The following is a 15070-nucleotide window of genomic DNA, read 5'->3' on the forward strand; positions in this document are numbered from 1 at the left end:
AAACGCCAATACGATGATGAGGACCTGGAATGGGTCCATTTCATTACCGCACTTCGGGCAACGGGCATGCCAATCGTGCAGATACAGAGATATGTCCAGTTGTATCAAGCAGGCGATTTCACCATTTCGGAACGTAAAGCGATGATGCTCCAGCATAAAAAGGATATTGAACACAAAATAGCCGATCTCTACCGCAATTTGGATAAAATCAATTATAAATTGGCGCTGTACGACGTGCTCGAAGCTCAAAGGAATCATGCGGACATTAAAATTTAATCGAACCGGGCCATATTGCCAGGCATCAGTCCTGTTCTCAGGGTAGCCGGGGGAAATGATTTACACGCAAAAAGCCCAAGGGGCCGGCGTTCATCCGGTTCCCTTGGGCGTATTTGATGTGCAGCATATGCAGTTACACTAGCGACCGGCATAACCTTTGCCACCGCCGTTTAAGTCTAATCGGCGGCAGCGTCACAGCTTCACCCGCTGCAGGCGCAGCGCGTTCAGCACGACCGACACGGAGCTGAACGCCATCGCGGCGCCGGCCAGCCATGGCGCCAGGAAGCCCGCCGCGGCGATCGGGATGCCGACCGTGTTATAGGCGAGCGCCCAGAACAGGTTCTGCTTGATGTTGCCCATCGTCCGGCGGCTCATCAGAATCGCGTCGGCGATGGCGTTCAGGTCGCCCCGCATCAAGGTGACGTCGGCGGCCTCCATCGCCACGTCCGTCCCTGTGCCAATCGCCATGCCAATATCAGCTGTGGCCAGGGCCGGGGCATCGTTGATGCCGTCCCCGACCATCGCGACCTTGCGGCCGGCCTGCTGCAGCTTCTTCACTTCCTCGGCCTTGCCTTCCGGCAGCACCTCCGCCAGCACGCGGCGGATGCCGGCCTGGGCCGCAATCGCCTGCGCCGTCCGCTCGTTGTCGCCTGTGATCATGACGACCTCGATGCCCATCTCCTGCAGGCGGGACACCGCCTCGCGCGACGTCTCCTTGATCGTATCGGCGACGGCTACGAGCCCGGCATATCTGCCGTCAACCGCCACCAGCATCGCCGTCTTCCCGGCCTCCTCCAGCCGATTCATCACCGGAATGGCGCTGTCCAGCGCTACTCCTCGTTCGGCCATCAGCTTCCGGGTGCCGATCAGCACGAAGCGGCCGTCGACCCGGGCGGAGACGCCGTAGCCCGGCAGATTGGCAAAATCCTTCGCTTCCGGCAGCGGCAGCCCTTTGCTCCGCTCCTGCGCGCCCGCCACAATGGCTTCCGCCAGCGGGTGCTCGGAATGCTTCTCAACCGCCGCGGTCATCCGCAGCAGCGACTGCTCGGTCATGAGCGGCGCGGGCACCACGTCCGTCAGCTGCGGCTTGCCGCTCGTCACGGTGCCGGTTTTGTCCAGCACCACCACCTGGACGTCCTGCGCCGACTCCAGATGCTCCCCACCCTTAAACAGGATGCCGAACTCCGCGGCCCGGCCGGAGCCGGCCATGATGGAGGTCGGCGTCGCCAGTCCGAGCGCGCACGGGCAGGCGATGACGAGCACCGCGATGGCTTTCTCCAAGGCAGGGGCAAAGTGGCCCGGGTCCACAAGGAAGTACCAGGCCAGCCCGGTTACAATCGCTATGCCGACCACGATCGGCACGAAAATGCCGGAAATGACGTCGGCGATCCGCTGGATCGGTGCCTTGGAGCCCTGCGCCTCCTCCACCACCTTGATGATCTGGGCCAGCGCCGTCTCGCTGCCGACCTTCGTCGCCCGGATGCGCAGCACGCCGTTCTTGTTCAGCGTGGCGCCCACTACGTTGTCCCCGGCCCGTTTCTCGACCGGGAGGCTTTCGCCGGTAAGCATCGACTCATCTACAGAGGACGATCCTTCGAGTACCCGCCCGTCCACCGGGATCTTCTCCCCGGGACGGACGAGCACGGTATCGCCGGCGGCCACGTCCGCGACCGGGATGCTGACCTCTTTCCCGTCCCTCAGAACGAGTGCCGTTTTGGCCTGCAGCCCCATCAAGCTTTTGATCGCCTCCGAGGACCGGCCTTTGGCAAGCGCCTCAAACCACTTGCCCACCAGAATCAGCGTGATCAGAATGCTGCTCGTCTCATAATACATTTCCACCGAATGGTTCAAAATAAGCGGCCGATGTACCCAGAGCGACCAGCACGTCCATGTTGGCGCTCCAATTGCGCAGCGCTTTATAGGCTCCGACATAGAACTGCCCGCCGATGATGAACTGTACCGGCGTAGCCACAATCAGCTGGAACCAAGGGTTCATGAACAGCGAGGGTACCGGGATCCATGCCGTAAAGGAAAAGTGGCCAACCATCGCCCATAGAAGCGGCAGGGAGAGAATGGCCGACATCATCCACTTCCACCGCTTGTGCTGGATCTCCTGACGGCGGAGCTCGGCGGTATCCTTGGCTTCCTGCTTCGGAATCGCCTTGTACCCGAGCTGCTCCACCTTATGCATCATGTCCTGCACGGTCACCGTCCCCGGCATATATTCCACCCGGGCCGTTTCCAGCGCCAGATTGACATTCGCCTCCGTCACGCCGGACAGCCGGCCGAGCCCCTTCTCGATCCGGGTCGCGCAGGCCGCGCAGGTCATTCCCGTAATGTCAAAATCCATCGTTTCCTTCATCGTGCCGTAACCGAGCGATACGATTTTGCTTCCAGCTGCTTCAGATTTGTCTGCTTCGGATCATAGGTGACGGAGGCCTTCTCCAATGCCAGGTTCACGTTCGCCCGGCTGACGCCCTCCATCCGGCCTAGCCCCTTCTCGATCCGGGCTGCGCAGGCCGCACAGGTCATTCCCGTAATGGACAGGGTCGTATGCTTCTCCGATTGATCCGGCGTATGCTGTTCCATAGCCGCGTCCTCTCCTTTCCCCAAGTCTATGGCATACCCCAGCGGGGTATAAACTAGAGTCAAAAAAGGCAGCGCCCGCAAATCACGTAAATTCGCATCGCTGCCTGGTATAAGCGGAGGACATCCTCGCCTCAGCTATCTTCTGAAACTCGTATTCGAGGCGTAACATCCGCCTGATCTAATGTTTAGACAACATCGTAGCCTTGATCCTCAATCGCTGCCTTAATGGTGTCCAGGCTTACTTTGTTCTCGTCGTAGTCCACAGTCACCGTATTGGACGGCAAGTCAACCTTGCCTGCGGCGCCGGCATTCTTCACCGCGCCTTCTACCGCATTGACGCAGTGGTTGCACGACATACCTTCAACGTTAAGCGTAACCTGTTTCATCATATATTCCTCCTTAAGTTGGATAATCCCTGCTTCTCATGCAGGTATTATTTCATTAATTTCTTCACCGTAACCAGCAGTTCGTCAATCACTTCATGGTCCCCGGCTTCGATCCGCTCGACCACGCAGCTCTTCATATGACCCTCCAGGAGCAGCTTGCCTACGCCGTTCAGGGCCGATTGGATCGCCGCGATCTGGTTCAGCACATCATCGCAATAGGTATCCTTCTCGATCAGGCCTTTCACGCCGCGGATCTGTCCTTCAATCCGGTTCAAACGGGTAATCAAATTGTTCTTGGTTTGTTCCGAATGGTGGCTGTGCCGCTCGCTGCATCCCCCTTCGCAGGAGCTGTCAGGACCGGCAGCGGAGAGCAGGGCATCGCCCCTCATTCCTTCGACCTTCATTTCGACCTTCGCCATAAGGACACCTCCTATGCCGCTTTGATACTATCATTATACGATACCCCCCAATAGTATGCAAGCACAGAACCGTCAGATGATGATTCGTTTTCCATTCCGCCTTGAAAATTAAAGGAATTAAGATTTAACAAGGCGAAATAAACATCTGATTCGAATATCCATTTTTTTGCTGCAGGGAGATAAATCTTATGTTCAAAAAACGTCTAATTACACAGCAGCAAATTCCCGGGTTGGTCGGCACGACGGTGTTCTGCCTGCTTGGCACCCTTCTGTTCCTGCTCCACATGCGCAGCCTGTCCCTCGCATATACTTCGGCGGACTGGTTTCTTCTTGGCTCCATGCTTGCCGCGTCGCTGGTCCTGTATATGTATACCTTCCAGGTTCCCCCGGACGGGAGCAAACAGTCGATGGACTCGGTCGTGTATCTGGCGTGCATCTTTACTTATGGGAGCGCGGCTTCTCTGGTCATGCTGCTGGTCAGCGCGGTCATCTTCGCCTTCATCGAACGGAAATTGGCATGGTGGAAGCACCTTCTCAACTTCTCCATCTATTCCATTATGATTTCCGGTGCAGGCGGCATGTTTCATCTGATGGGCGGCCGTCAGGGCTACCTTCAGAACGTTCATTTGCCGGCATACTTCGGCGCCCTCGTTGCTTATTTTATACTGAACCTGATATGTATCAGCTTGTACTACTGCTTGATGTACCGCAACCGGGACAACCTGTACGCCCTGCTGAAGGGGTTGCTGCGGGAATCCATGCTTGTCTACTTATGCATCCTGATCCTCTCTCTCGTGCTCACGATCATGGTCGTTCATAACGGCGTGACGGGACTGGGGCTGTTTCTCGGCATCAGCCTGCTGCTGTCCCACCTGTTCCGGATGCAGTTCGGCATGTATCAGCAGGTGCAGGAGCGCGCCAATACGGATCAGCGGACGGGATTGTACAATCACACCTACTTCGAGCAAATACTCGACGTGCAGCTGCAGCAGGCGAGAAATACCGGCAAGCCGCTGTCCCTGGCCATGGTCGATATCGACGATTTACAAAAAGTACAACGACCACTTCGGTCATCTGAAGGGAGACCGGCTGCTGGGCCTCATGGGCCAAATTTTAAAAGAGGAATCGGAAATGGCCGGCATTTCCGCCTCCCGGTACGGCGGCGAGGAGTTTTCCCTGCTGATGCCCGGTTACGATACGCAGCAAGCCCTCGAGTTTATCAACCGTCTGCGCAAACGGATCAACGACACCCCTTACGAAGGCGTAGAAATTTTTCCGCATGGATGCTTGTCCTTCTCAGCCGGCATTTCCGGATACAAGCCCGACATTCACGACAAATCGCTATTGGTGGATCAGGCGGACCAGGCCCTCTACGGCGCCAAAAAACAGGGTAAAAACACCGTACAAATCTTCGGGGAATCCCAGCCTGTTCAGGATGAGCAGGACATCGCCCAGGACGTCAAAAACATCGAGCAGCTGCTCAGCCTGTTTCTGTACAAGGATATCGATACGTTCAAGCATTCCAAGCGGGTGTTTCGCTACGCCATGGATATGAGCAAAGTACTCGGGCTGGACCCGGTCAGCCGGAAGCAGTTCGTGCTCGGGGCACTCATCCACGATATCGGCAAGCTCGAAATACCGCGCGACATTATCCGGAAGCAGGGCAAGCTGAGCCCTTCGGAATGGGAAACGGTGAAAAAGCATGTCGTTTGGGGCAAAGAAATCGCGCTCATTCAGGAGCAGTTCAAAGCGCTGGTGCCTTATATCGAGCTGCATCATGAACGGTACGACGGCAAGGGGTATCCGCACGGGTATCAGAGGGAGGAAATCCCGCTGCTGTGCCGGATGCTCACCGTGATCGATTCCTTTGACGCCATGACCTCGGAGCGCCCATACCAGAACACCAAATCGGTCGAAGATGCAATCCGCGAGCTGCGCGCCTGTGCCGGAACCCAGTTTGACCCGGACCTGACCGAGCTGTTCATCCGGTATATCGAAGCCAGACAGAAGGGCAAAGCCCTCCCTGCTGCGGATGTGAACCTTCTCTATGCGGGTTCGCCAACAATGTCTTGATTTCACACGTATTCTATTTATATGAACGAAAAACCCGGCGCATGTCTGCAAGCATGATCCGGGTTTCTTTAACTTGATTTCATTGCTTTCTTAATCTAAAAAGATACCCTTGCGGGTACCTTTTTCTGTCCGTCCGGATCAGCCCAGCCGGCTTACCCGCGCTCCGTGTTTAACTCGTATGATGTTTGGTGTAATTCCTTAATCATGTGCTGCAGGAACATGTTCTGTTGACGGCTGATTCCGTACTGGTTATCCTTGATGATCAATTGTTGAATCCGTTTCTTCAGCAGCTCACTCCGACGTTCCAATACAGCCAAACTCATGAATAACATCACTCCTGATTTCAATTTTTTCGTTCATTGGGAACTCCCTTTTTATTATATCGAGACCTGAAACTTATTGAAAATGTGCTGAAAATGGCTGATCCCGGCCCTCGCGGGCTGAACCGCGATGACCGGGGCTCAGAGCCCCCCAGCCGGAGAAATCCTGCCGTATCCTCCGGTATCCGGCAAGTCAGCCGCCAAATATCCCATTTCATGGAAAAATTTAGCTTCCGAAAAAGAAGAATCGCCTAGATCCATCCAGCTTCATGGCGAAAGTTCACGAAATCGATGAATCCTGTGGTCGGCTATAGCCCATTAGGGTCATTTTCATCACGGAACGATGGCTATACAATTACCAATGTGCCGGCCGCAAGCGGCGGTAACGGCACCGAAATCAAAGTAGGTGAATCCTTGATATGTTCAAACGTAATATGAAACCGCTATGGGTGTGGATGCTGGTGATCTTCATCGGAGTGCTCATTCATCCTGCCGCCAGTTCGGCCCATGCCTATCTGACCAAGTCCAGCCCGTCCGATAATGAAGTGATGACGCAGGCGCCAGCTAAAGTGACGCTTCAGTTCAACGAGGCGCTGCAGCCGGCCTTTCACTCCATCATCGTGATGAATTCGTCCGGAGCAGAGGTTAACCAGGGCAGCAGCAGAGTTCCGGCCGGACAGCCGGCCGTCCTGGAAGTCGACCTGAAGACCGGTCTTCCGGACGGTATTTANACAGTTCAGTGGAAAGCCGTGTCCGGCGACGGCCATCCGGTGAACGGAACGTTTCCGTTCCAAATCGGCACAGGCAGCCAGAATACGGCCAGCCACATTGTGTACGCGGGTTATACGCCGGGCGCCGATCTAATCCTGATCCGCTGGGTCTTTTATGTAAGCTTGGCTTTTCTGCTTGGCGTCTTATGCTTTTATCTGTACTTGCTGCCTGCGGGCGGAGGATCCCGGCATCCGGTGTTGTCTCCTCGGAGCCGTAAGCTTCTGGGCATATCCTATGCCGCTCTGATCCTCGGTGTGCTCCTGAGCCTGCCGATGCAGACGGCGATCGAAGCCGGAGTCGGCTGGAGCGAGGTGTGGAACGCGGAGCTCCTCGGCAAAATGCTGCGCATTACGAGCTTCGGCCATATTTGGCTGGTGCAGGTCATCCTTGTACTGCTCCTGGGCGCGCTGCTCTACGCCGCAACCCAGAGCACCGAGCAAAAAGGGCTCCGTGCGTTGTATGCGGGCACGCTGCTGACCGGCGTGGGGCTGCTGCTGTCCAAGGCATTCATTGGGCACGCCGCTTCGGCCGAATCGATATGGATGCCGGTATTTATGGATTTCCTTCATCTCGTGTCGGTTTCCATCTGGCTCGGCTGCCTGCTCGCACTCGGCTTGATTCTGCCTAGGGAGGCATCGCTGCCAGCCGAACCGGATCTTCGTAAAAAGAGTTACTTCGCGGTCATTGAGCGCTTCTCTCTATGGGGCACCACCTTGGTGGCGGCTGTGCTGATCAGCGGCGTGTACGCCTCGCTGACGTATGTACCGACCTGGTATTCGCTCCTTCACACCGCCTACGGACGCATCCTGCTGCTGAAATGTGTGCTGCTGCTGGTGATGCTCGGCTTCGCCGCCGTGCACCTCATCCGCGGGCAGCGCCGCAGCAAGCCGCTCGGCGCCGGCGTATGGATCGAATTCGCGGCCGGCATTGCGGCCCTCGTGCTCGCCGCCGCCCTCTCGAACCTGCCCCCGGCATCCTCTAATCCGGGGCCGGTGAATGTGCAGCAGACGCTGGATAACCGCACCGTCGTCACGCTGCAGATCAGCCCGAATATCGCGGGCGAGAATACCTTCGAGGTAGGCGTGAAGGATGCCAGCGGCAAGCCGGTGCAGGGCATTCAGCAGATCAAGCTGACGCTGACCTCGCTGGACATGGATATGGGCAAATACGAAATCGAAATTCCCGGCGCCGACAAGACGTATAAAGCCCAGGACCTGATCAGCATGGCAGGCCGCTGGAACGTCCATGTCCATATTTTGACCGAGTCCCTCGACGCTTGGGATACCGACTTCCAGATTACCGTAGGAAGCAGTTGAAGCATGCGGGGCAAATGATATCGGCCTCATCACCAAATACAATATAAAGGGGTATTGAGCATGAAAAAATTGTTGAGCAAACGCATCCCGTTCTTGATCACGGCAGCCGCCGGCCTGCTTCTGTTTTCCGGCATCGCCAGCGCCCATGTGACGGTCAAGCCGGCCACATCGGCTCCGGGAGCCTGGGAAACGTACACGATCAAGATTCCGTCTGAGAAAGAAGTCGCCACTACCAAGGTAACGTTAAAAGTGCCGGAGAACGTGGACCTTAAACAGTACCAGCCGGTGCCGGAGTGGAAAGTCACGACCGAAAAGGATGCCTCGGGTAAAATCAAAACCATTACGTGGAGCGCTACCGGGGCCGGCATTAATGCCGGAGAATTCCAGCAGTTTAACTTCGTTGCGCAGAACCCGGACCAGGATGCCGATGTCGCCTGGGACGCCTACCAATATTACAAAGACGGCAGCATCGTGGAATGGACGGGTGACGAAGGCGCGGATTCGCCGCACTCCATCACCAAAATCACCGCCACGGAATCCACGGAGCCTGCCGATCACGGCCATGACGACACAGCCTCCACGGATAACGGAGCCGGGGCCGACACGTCCGCTCAGGACCAGGCTGCCGCATCGACTTCTGTCCCGGCCGCAGCGGATTCCGGAAGCAGCGGCGTTCAGACCGCGACACTGGTCGCTTCGATTGCCGCCCTGCTGCTGTCCATCGTGTCCTTGATCACTTCGTTTACGAAAAGACGGCAATAAATGACCAGCAAAAACAGCTGATCAGAGAAATTGTCCATGACAGCTCGACAAAGCGATGTTAAAAACAAAAAGAAGCTGCCCCGCATCAAAGCGGAGCAGCTTCTTTTTCGTTACCGGCAGGCGGGTATCAAGCGTTGCCGCCTGGGCACCCTATATGCTAATTCCTATTTCTTACCACTGTGTTCGAGGATCATATCCACGAACAAATCGATTTGGCCCATAATAGCAATCGGATCATAGCGGTAGAACGTGTCAAAGTCGTTATAGTAGATGCGGTCGTTCTTTGCGGCCGCCAGGCTGTTCCATACCGGGGAAGCCTTCAGTTCCTTCAGCTTGTCGCCCTTCTTCTCCGGATCGTAGGTCGTCAGGAACATGTAATCCGCCGCATACTCGGGCAGGAGTTCCATGGACAGCTGCAGCGTCTGGTTTTCCTTGCTGTTCTTCGCAGGACGTTTCAGCTGAAGTGCATTGTACAGCACCTGGCCGCCGCGGCCGGCATTGTCGCCGAACGTCCACAGCTCGCCCTTGTCCGTCAACTCGTAGATGCCGAAGGTGGCGTTCTCGTCCACAACGCCTTTGAGCTTCTCACGGGCAGCTGCTGCTTTTTCGTCGAACGCTTTGATGAATTCCTCTGCCTTTTCCTTTTCGCCGGCAATGTCGCCGAACAGGCGCACCGTATCGTCAACGTTAGTTGCTGTGCCGTAAGGAATGTAGATGGTCGGTGCGATTTTGGACAACGCCTCATAATTGTCGTCATACATGACGACGATCAGGTCGGGCTTGAGCGAGAGCGCCTTCTCGGTATTGATTGGATAGCCTACATCCTCTACTCCGTTCAGCTTATCCTTCAGGAACGGGTTTTGGAAAATGCTCGGTTCCGCGCCCACCACAGGGGCGCCAACGGACAGCAGCTCGCCGCCATAATAATCGGTTACGATGCGCTGCGGCTTTACGGGAATCTCCACGTCGCCTTTTTCTGTCTTGTACGTACGCGTTCCTCCGTCCGACGCCGTTTCCTTCGAATCCGATGCGGCTGTCTCCTTGCCTGAAGTTTCGGCTGCCGTCCCGCCGGATGCCGCTGACCCGCTGCCGCCGTTATTGCCGCCGCAGGCCGTCACCAGCATGGAGAGCATGACCACCAGGATCATGACCGTAAACGATGATTTGGACCTTGTAAACATAATAACCCCCCATAGGTATGTAATACGTCAGTAATGATAATCATTATCAATTGAAAACTTATCAGCTCGCCGGTCCCTTGTCAATCTTTATTTTCTTGCCGGGAATTAGGACCGCCCGCAGATTTACCCGATATCTGTAAGGTTTCATCCAGGCACTTCCTTATTGAGAATGGCCTTCTTCCAGTGCATTGCAGAACCAACGCTCAATTGTGCCAGATTTATGCCGATTTCATATTTCTCATTGCCAAGAGGCCTGCTGTTCATATAAAATGAGTAATTGAGAATGAAGTGAGAATGAGAATCAATTTCATGGAAATAGGTGACAATATATGAATCAGCAGGCAGCAGCGAATATGACCCCGGACTCCAAGGAACGCCTCCGTTCCCGTCCGAAGACCGCCAGCCTGATCCTTATCGGCGGTCTTGCCGCTCTCGTTCTGAGCATGGGATTATCGATCTCCTTCGGAGCGGCCAATATCCGGCTGTCTGAAGTATGGTCGGCCGTGTTCAATTTCCATGCGGATGTGGTCAATCATCAAATTATTCGGGATTTGCGCCTGCCGCGGGTCCTTGCCAGCGCGATGATTGGTGCAAGCTTTGCGGTAGCCGGAGCCCTGATGCAGGGGATGACCCGCAATCCGCTCGCTGACTCGGGACTCCTTGGCATTAATGCGGGTGCAGGCTTCGCCCTTGCGCTATGCTTTGCCTTCTTCCCCGGTCTGTCCTTTATGTACCTGATCCTGTACGCCTTTCTCGGCGCGGGGGTCGTGCCGGACTCGTCTACGGCGTCGGATCGCTCGCCCACTCGACCTGATCCGGACGCTGTTCGGGCAGGGATCGGATCAGGAGAACCTGATTCTCTTCGAATTCCGGCTCCCGCGGATCGTCATTTCGGTGCTGATCGGCGCGGGACTGGCGGTGTCCGGAGCGGTCATGCAGGGGATTTTCCGTAATCCGCTGGCCGACCCCGGCATCCTCGGCATCAACTCGGGAGCGGGGCTGATGGTCATGCTGCTCGTGTCGTTCTATCCAACGACACAGGCGATGCCGGTGTTCCTGCTCCCTCTCCTAGCCTTTGTGGGCGCAGGATTGACGGCAGCGCTGATCTACTCCCTGTCCTACACGCGGAACAAGGGAATCCGCCCGATCCGGCTGATGCTGACAGGCATTGCCGTCGCCGCCGGCATTCAGGCGGCCATGATCGTGCTCACGCTCCGGCTGAAGCCCGAGCAGTATCAATTCGTCGCGACATGGCTCGCGGGAAGCATCTGGGGAACGAACTGGAAGTTTGTCCTCTCCCTTCTCCCCTGGATCGTCGTCCTGGTGCCATACATTATTTATCGGGCACGGGTGATGAACGTGCTGCAGATGGGAGAGCAGATGGCGACCAGACCTCGGCGAAAATGTACGAAAAGAGCAGTTCCGCCTGCTCGCCGCTGCCGTCGCTCTTGCTGCGGCAAGCGTAGCCGTCAGCGGCGGGATCGCCTTCGTCGGGCTCGTCGGTCCGCATTTGGCCAGACGCCTCGTCGGTCCGAAGCATCAGATGCTGCTGCCGGTCTCGGGGCTCATCGGGGCGCTGCTCGTTATCGCGGCCGACACGATCGGCCGCTGGATTCTGCAGCCTTCCGGCGTACCGACGGGCATCGTGGTCGCCGTCATCGGCGCACCTTATTTTCTGTATCTGCTCGCCAGAGCGAAAAGTTAAATGCCAGTGCTTGATATAGATCATTTTTTCCGACATTTGAATCGGAGATCATACCTGAATGGACTTGGAGGGAAAACCATGAGTGAATCATTGGAGCTGTACGACGTAACCATCATCGGGGGTGGCCCTGCCGGCATGTATGCGGCTTTTTACAGCGGGATGCGCGACCTGAAGACCAAGCTGATCGAAGCGAAGGATGAACTGGGCGGACGGATGCTGATTTATCCGGAGAAGATGATCTGGGACGTCGGCGGTACGGGACCGATCCTATGCCGCAACCTGATCGAGCAGTTGAAGCAGCAGGCGCTGACTTTTGATCCGACCGTCGTACTGGGCCAGCAGATCGTCGGCCAGGAGTGCCTGGAAGACGGCACTATTCTGCTTACTTCCTCAACCGGAGAAAAGCACTGGACCCGCACCGTCATCATGGCGATCGGTTACGGCATCCTGGAGATGGCGAAGCTCGACATCGAAGGTGCCGACAGGTTCGAAGTGAGCAACCTTCACTATACGGTGCAGGAGCTCGAGCCCTTCCGCGGCAAGCGCGTGCTCATCTCCGGCGGCGGCGATTCCGCCGTGGACTGGGCCAATGAGCTCGAGCCGATCGCAGCCAGCGTCTGTGTGGTACACCGGCGCGAGCAGTTTGGCGGCCATGAGCGCAACGTGGTTCGCATGAAGCAGTCCTCTGTCCAGATCCATGTTCCCTATACCGTCCGCCAGCTGCACAGCAGCGACGGGTGCGCGATTAACCAGGTTTCGATCTGCCACGAAGAGAGCGGCGATACCCTTCGCGTGGACGTTGATGCGGTCATCGTCAACCACGGCATGCGGTATAACTTTGGGGCGATCCGCGACTGGGGCATCGATATGGGCGAATGGACGGCGAACGTCAGCGACAAGCTGGAAACGAATGTGCCGGGAATTTTTGCCGCAGGAGACTTTGTGGACTACAGCAGCAAAGTGAGACTGATCGCTGGCACATTCACCGATGCTGTGCTTGCCACGAACAGCGCCAAGCTCTACATGGATCCCGAAGCTCCCAAGGTTGCATATGTTTCTTCGCACAATGAGCGGTTCAAGGAGAAAAACCGGGCGCTTGGCGTCATCGACGAAGACCACTAACACCGGGTACCGGCCAGGAAAGACTGTCTAGGCTTCAGGACATGAACCATTAACAGGATAAATTAACCGAACCAGAACCTTCAATGGGATAACTTCGATCTGAATCCCATAGAAAAAAGGCCTGCATGATCGTGCAGACCTTTTTGCCGTTTATATCGGATTATTCTATGATTTCACACGGGTTCATTGCTTAGGAGTCGATCTTGACGCCCTTCTTGGCCGATTTCTGATCGGCACTCGAATTGTTCAGAACAGGAAGCATTTTCGTATCCCGTACCATCGGGGAATTACACAACCTGCAGGTCGGCTCATGCTCAAAGGCGAAATTGTCGCGCATCCACCCTTTGCACCCTTCCTTCGTACAGGACCAGATCGCTGTATTTTCCTCAGGTATTTCCTCCATCGACTTTTTGCGGTAGTTCATGCTCAGTCCCCCTTTTATGAAGTATAAAACCAAACTGTATAAACGGACGCCCTGCAGCAGTCAACCTCCGCCAAGAACGGATCTTGGACAAGCCTGCTTGGTCTATATGAAAAAACTGCCCTTAACGAATCTGTTAAGGGCAGCCGCTTGTTGATGTTACAGTTTCACTACGTTCTCAGCTTGTGGTCCACGGTTGCCTTCAACCACGTTGAATTGGACGCGTTGTCCTTCGTCCAACGTTTTGAAACCATCACCAGTGATTGCACTGTAGTGTACGAAAACATCGTTTCCGCCTTCAACTTCGATGAATCCGAAGCCTTTATCGGCATTAAACCATTTAACTGTACCTGTTTGCATGGGGCTGTACCTCCAAAATTGAAATTTAATATGATCCTTCTTTTAAATAAAGCTAAAAAAAATTCACACATTGAAAAAAGTTCCATTGTAAACATGATACCCTTTTCAATATGTGAATTGGTTTCAAATTTCAGAACTGAATACAGTGTACCACGGAAATCACCAAAATGCAAGGATTTGGGAAATGTTGATATGCCATGCCAAGATATGACTTCGAGCTGACGGCATTTGGGCAGGTTAATCATTTTATCGGGCTTACAGCAATATAGTGTTACGAGCACGTCGGGCCGACATGCTCCTTAAAGAGGTTGTTCAAAAAGTCCGCTTTTGATCACGAAGTAAATCGGGAAGCTGATTCGGCATCGAATCTTGAATTCAGCCGGGCCTTCCGGTGCTCACGTACCCACTACGTACGCTCTGCTCCTCAGTCCCTTGCTTCATTCAATCTTCTCGGTGCTGAAAACCGAACTTTTTGAACACGCACTTAAAGGTTACATAGGAAGGGAGGTATATTTCTGATCGAATTCAAGAACGTCAGTAAATTTTACGGCAGCTTCCATGTCCTCCAGAATATCGACCTTCGGATCGAAGAGGGCGAAGTGGTCGTGATTATCGGACCGTCCGGTTCCGGCAAGAGCACCCTGCTCCGCTGCATCAATCGGCTGGAAAAAATCTCGTCGGGCGAGCTCTACGTAAACGGAACGGCGCTGCATGACAAAAAGATCGACATTAACCGGTTCCGCCGCGAGATCGGCATCGTCTTTCAGCATTTTAANCTGTATCCCCATAAAACGGTGAATCGACAACATTGTGCTTGCGCCGGTCAAGGTGCTTGGCCTCTCCAAAGAAGAAGCGGCCGAGCGTGCGACTTCTTATCTGTCCCGCGTCGGCATTGCGGATAAGGCATCCAGCTACCCTTCCCAGCTCTCGGGGGGACAGCAGCAGCGGGTCGCCATCGCCCGGGGCCTGGCCATGCATCCGAAGATCATGCTGTTCGACGAGCCCACATCGGCTCTCGATCCCGAAATGATCGGCGAAGTGCTGGACGTGATGCGCTCTCTCGCCTACGACGGGATGACGATGGTCATCGTTACGCATGAGATGGGATTCGCCCGCGAGGTTGCCGACCGTGTCGTTTTTATGGACAACGGTCAGATCATCGAGGAAGGCCCGGCGGCAAGCTTCTTTGACCATCCGCGGGAAGAGCGCGCGCGGACGTTTCTCAGCCGGCTGATTCATCATTAAATTCAGTGAAAGCATATGGAAAGGGGTTATTGAATTCATGAAAAAACCTTTGAGGTGGAGTGTTGCGTTTGTTCTGTTGGCGATGTGCCTGGTGTTCACGGCCTGCGGAGGCTCGAAGAGCGAG

General features: G+C 55.4%; 11 protein-coding genes and 5 pseudogenes. 9 read left to right on the plus strand and 7 right to left on the minus strand.

Features of this window, described 5'->3' with window-relative positions:
* On the plus strand, nt 1-276 hold a 276-nt coding region (locus CPT76_RS32325; protein WP_105445796.1), incomplete at its 5' end, for a MerR family DNA-binding protein.
* A gap of 192 nt (nt 277-468) precedes the next feature.
* Here CPT76_RS32325 and CPT76_RS32330 read toward each other — a convergent pair.
* The 3 genes and pseudogenes from CPT76_RS32330 to CPT76_RS32340 form a co-directional block, all read right to left on the minus strand.
* Nucleotides 469-2865 (minus strand): annotated as a pseudogene (locus CPT76_RS32330) (heavy metal translocating P-type ATPase).
* 185 nt (nt 2866-3050) lie between these two features.
* The gene (locus tag CPT76_RS32335) at nt 3051-3251 is read right to left on the minus strand and encodes a copper ion binding protein (protein ID WP_105445797.1); all 201 of its coding nucleotides are present in this window, start codon (nt 3249-3251) and stop codon (nt 3051-3053) included.
* 47 nt (nt 3252-3298) lie between these two features.
* On the minus strand, nt 3299-3640 hold the full coding sequence (locus tag CPT76_RS32340) for a metal-sensitive transcriptional regulator (protein WP_105445843.1): 342 nt from the start codon (nt 3638-3640) through the stop codon (nt 3299-3301).
* A 923-nt stretch (nt 3641-4563) separates the two neighbouring features.
* Between CPT76_RS32340 and CPT76_RS40940 the strand changes: the two are divergent.
* Together CPT76_RS40940 and CPT76_RS40945 are read left to right on the plus strand one after the other, a co-directional pair.
* Nucleotides 4564-4653 (plus strand): annotated as a pseudogene (locus tag CPT76_RS40940) (hypothetical protein); the annotation flags it as partial.
* A gap of 118 nt (nt 4654-4771) precedes the next feature.
* Nucleotides 4772-5743 (plus strand): bifunctional diguanylate cyclase/phosphohydrolase, encoded by a 972-nt coding sequence (locus CPT76_RS40945; RefSeq protein WP_258169027.1) that lies wholly within the window; start codon nt 4772-4774, stop codon nt 5741-5743.
* Between the two features lie 152 nt (nt 5744-5895).
* On the opposite strand, the gene CPT76_RS38090 is transcribed toward CPT76_RS40945, so the two are convergent.
* Nucleotides 5896-6066, minus strand: coding sequence for a hypothetical protein (locus CPT76_RS38090; protein ID WP_163880247.1), 171 nt, complete (start codon nt 6064-6066; stop codon nt 5896-5898).
* 452 nt (nt 6067-6518) lie between these two features.
* Here CPT76_RS38090 and CPT76_RS32350 point away from each other — a divergent pair, with 452 nt between their 5' ends.
* Nucleotides 6519-8150 carry a copper resistance CopC/CopD family protein gene (locus CPT76_RS32350; RefSeq protein WP_483870086.1) on the plus strand — a complete coding sequence of 544 codons (1632 nt, stop codon included), beginning with the start codon at nt 6519-6521 and terminating at the stop codon, nt 8148-8150.
* A 60-nt stretch (nt 8151-8210) separates the two neighbouring features.
* On the plus strand, nt 8211-8912 hold the full coding sequence (locus CPT76_RS32355) for a YcnI family copper-binding membrane protein (protein WP_105445799.1): 702 nt from the start codon (nt 8211-8213) through the stop codon (nt 8910-8912).
* A 164-nt stretch (nt 8913-9076) separates the two neighbouring features.
* Here the strand turns inward: CPT76_RS32355 and CPT76_RS32360 are convergent, their stop codons facing one another.
* Nucleotides 9077-10093 (minus strand): ABC transporter substrate-binding protein, encoded by a 1017-nt coding sequence (locus CPT76_RS32360; protein ID WP_105445800.1) that lies wholly within the window; start codon nt 10091-10093, stop codon nt 9077-9079.
* Between the two features lie 329 nt (nt 10094-10422).
* Here CPT76_RS32360 and CPT76_RS32365 point away from each other — a divergent pair.
* The 3 genes and pseudogenes from CPT76_RS32365 to CPT76_RS32375 all read left to right on the plus strand — a co-directional run.
* Nucleotides 10423-10895, plus strand: a pseudogene (locus tag CPT76_RS32365) (FecCD family ABC transporter permease); the annotation flags it as partial.
* Nucleotides 10895-11798: pseudogene (locus CPT76_RS32370) on the plus strand (FecCD family ABC transporter permease); the annotation flags it as partial. The pseudogenes CPT76_RS32365 and CPT76_RS32370, both read left to right, overlap by 1 nt.
* Before the next feature lie 78 nt (nt 11799-11876).
* Nucleotides 11877-12920 (plus strand): NAD(P)/FAD-dependent oxidoreductase, encoded by a 1044-nt coding sequence (locus CPT76_RS32375; protein ID WP_105445801.1) that lies wholly within the window; start codon nt 11877-11879, stop codon nt 12918-12920.
* A 190-nt stretch (nt 12921-13110) separates the two neighbouring features.
* Here CPT76_RS32375 and CPT76_RS32380 read toward each other — a convergent pair whose 3' ends face one another.
* Nucleotides 13111-13344 (minus strand): cold-shock protein, encoded by a 234-nt coding sequence (locus CPT76_RS32380; protein WP_076172678.1) that lies wholly within the window; start codon nt 13342-13344, stop codon nt 13111-13113.
* Nucleotides 13345-13500: 156 nt separating this feature from the next.
* Complete coding sequence (locus CPT76_RS32385; protein WP_076172675.1) at nt 13501-13701, minus strand: cold-shock protein; 201 nt, start codon at nt 13699-13701, stop codon at nt 13501-13503.
* A 509-nt stretch (nt 13702-14210) separates the two neighbouring features.
* Here CPT76_RS32385 and CPT76_RS32390 point away from each other — a divergent pair.
* Nucleotides 14211-14946, plus strand: a pseudogene (locus CPT76_RS32390) (amino acid ABC transporter ATP-binding protein).
* Nucleotides 14947-15070: the final 124 nt, after the last annotated feature.

The organism is Paenibacillus sp. AR247 (assembly GCF_002968895.1).
GTDB classification, from domain to species: Bacteria; Bacillota; Bacilli; order Paenibacillales; family Paenibacillaceae; genus Paenibacillus_AQ; species Paenibacillus_AQ favisporus.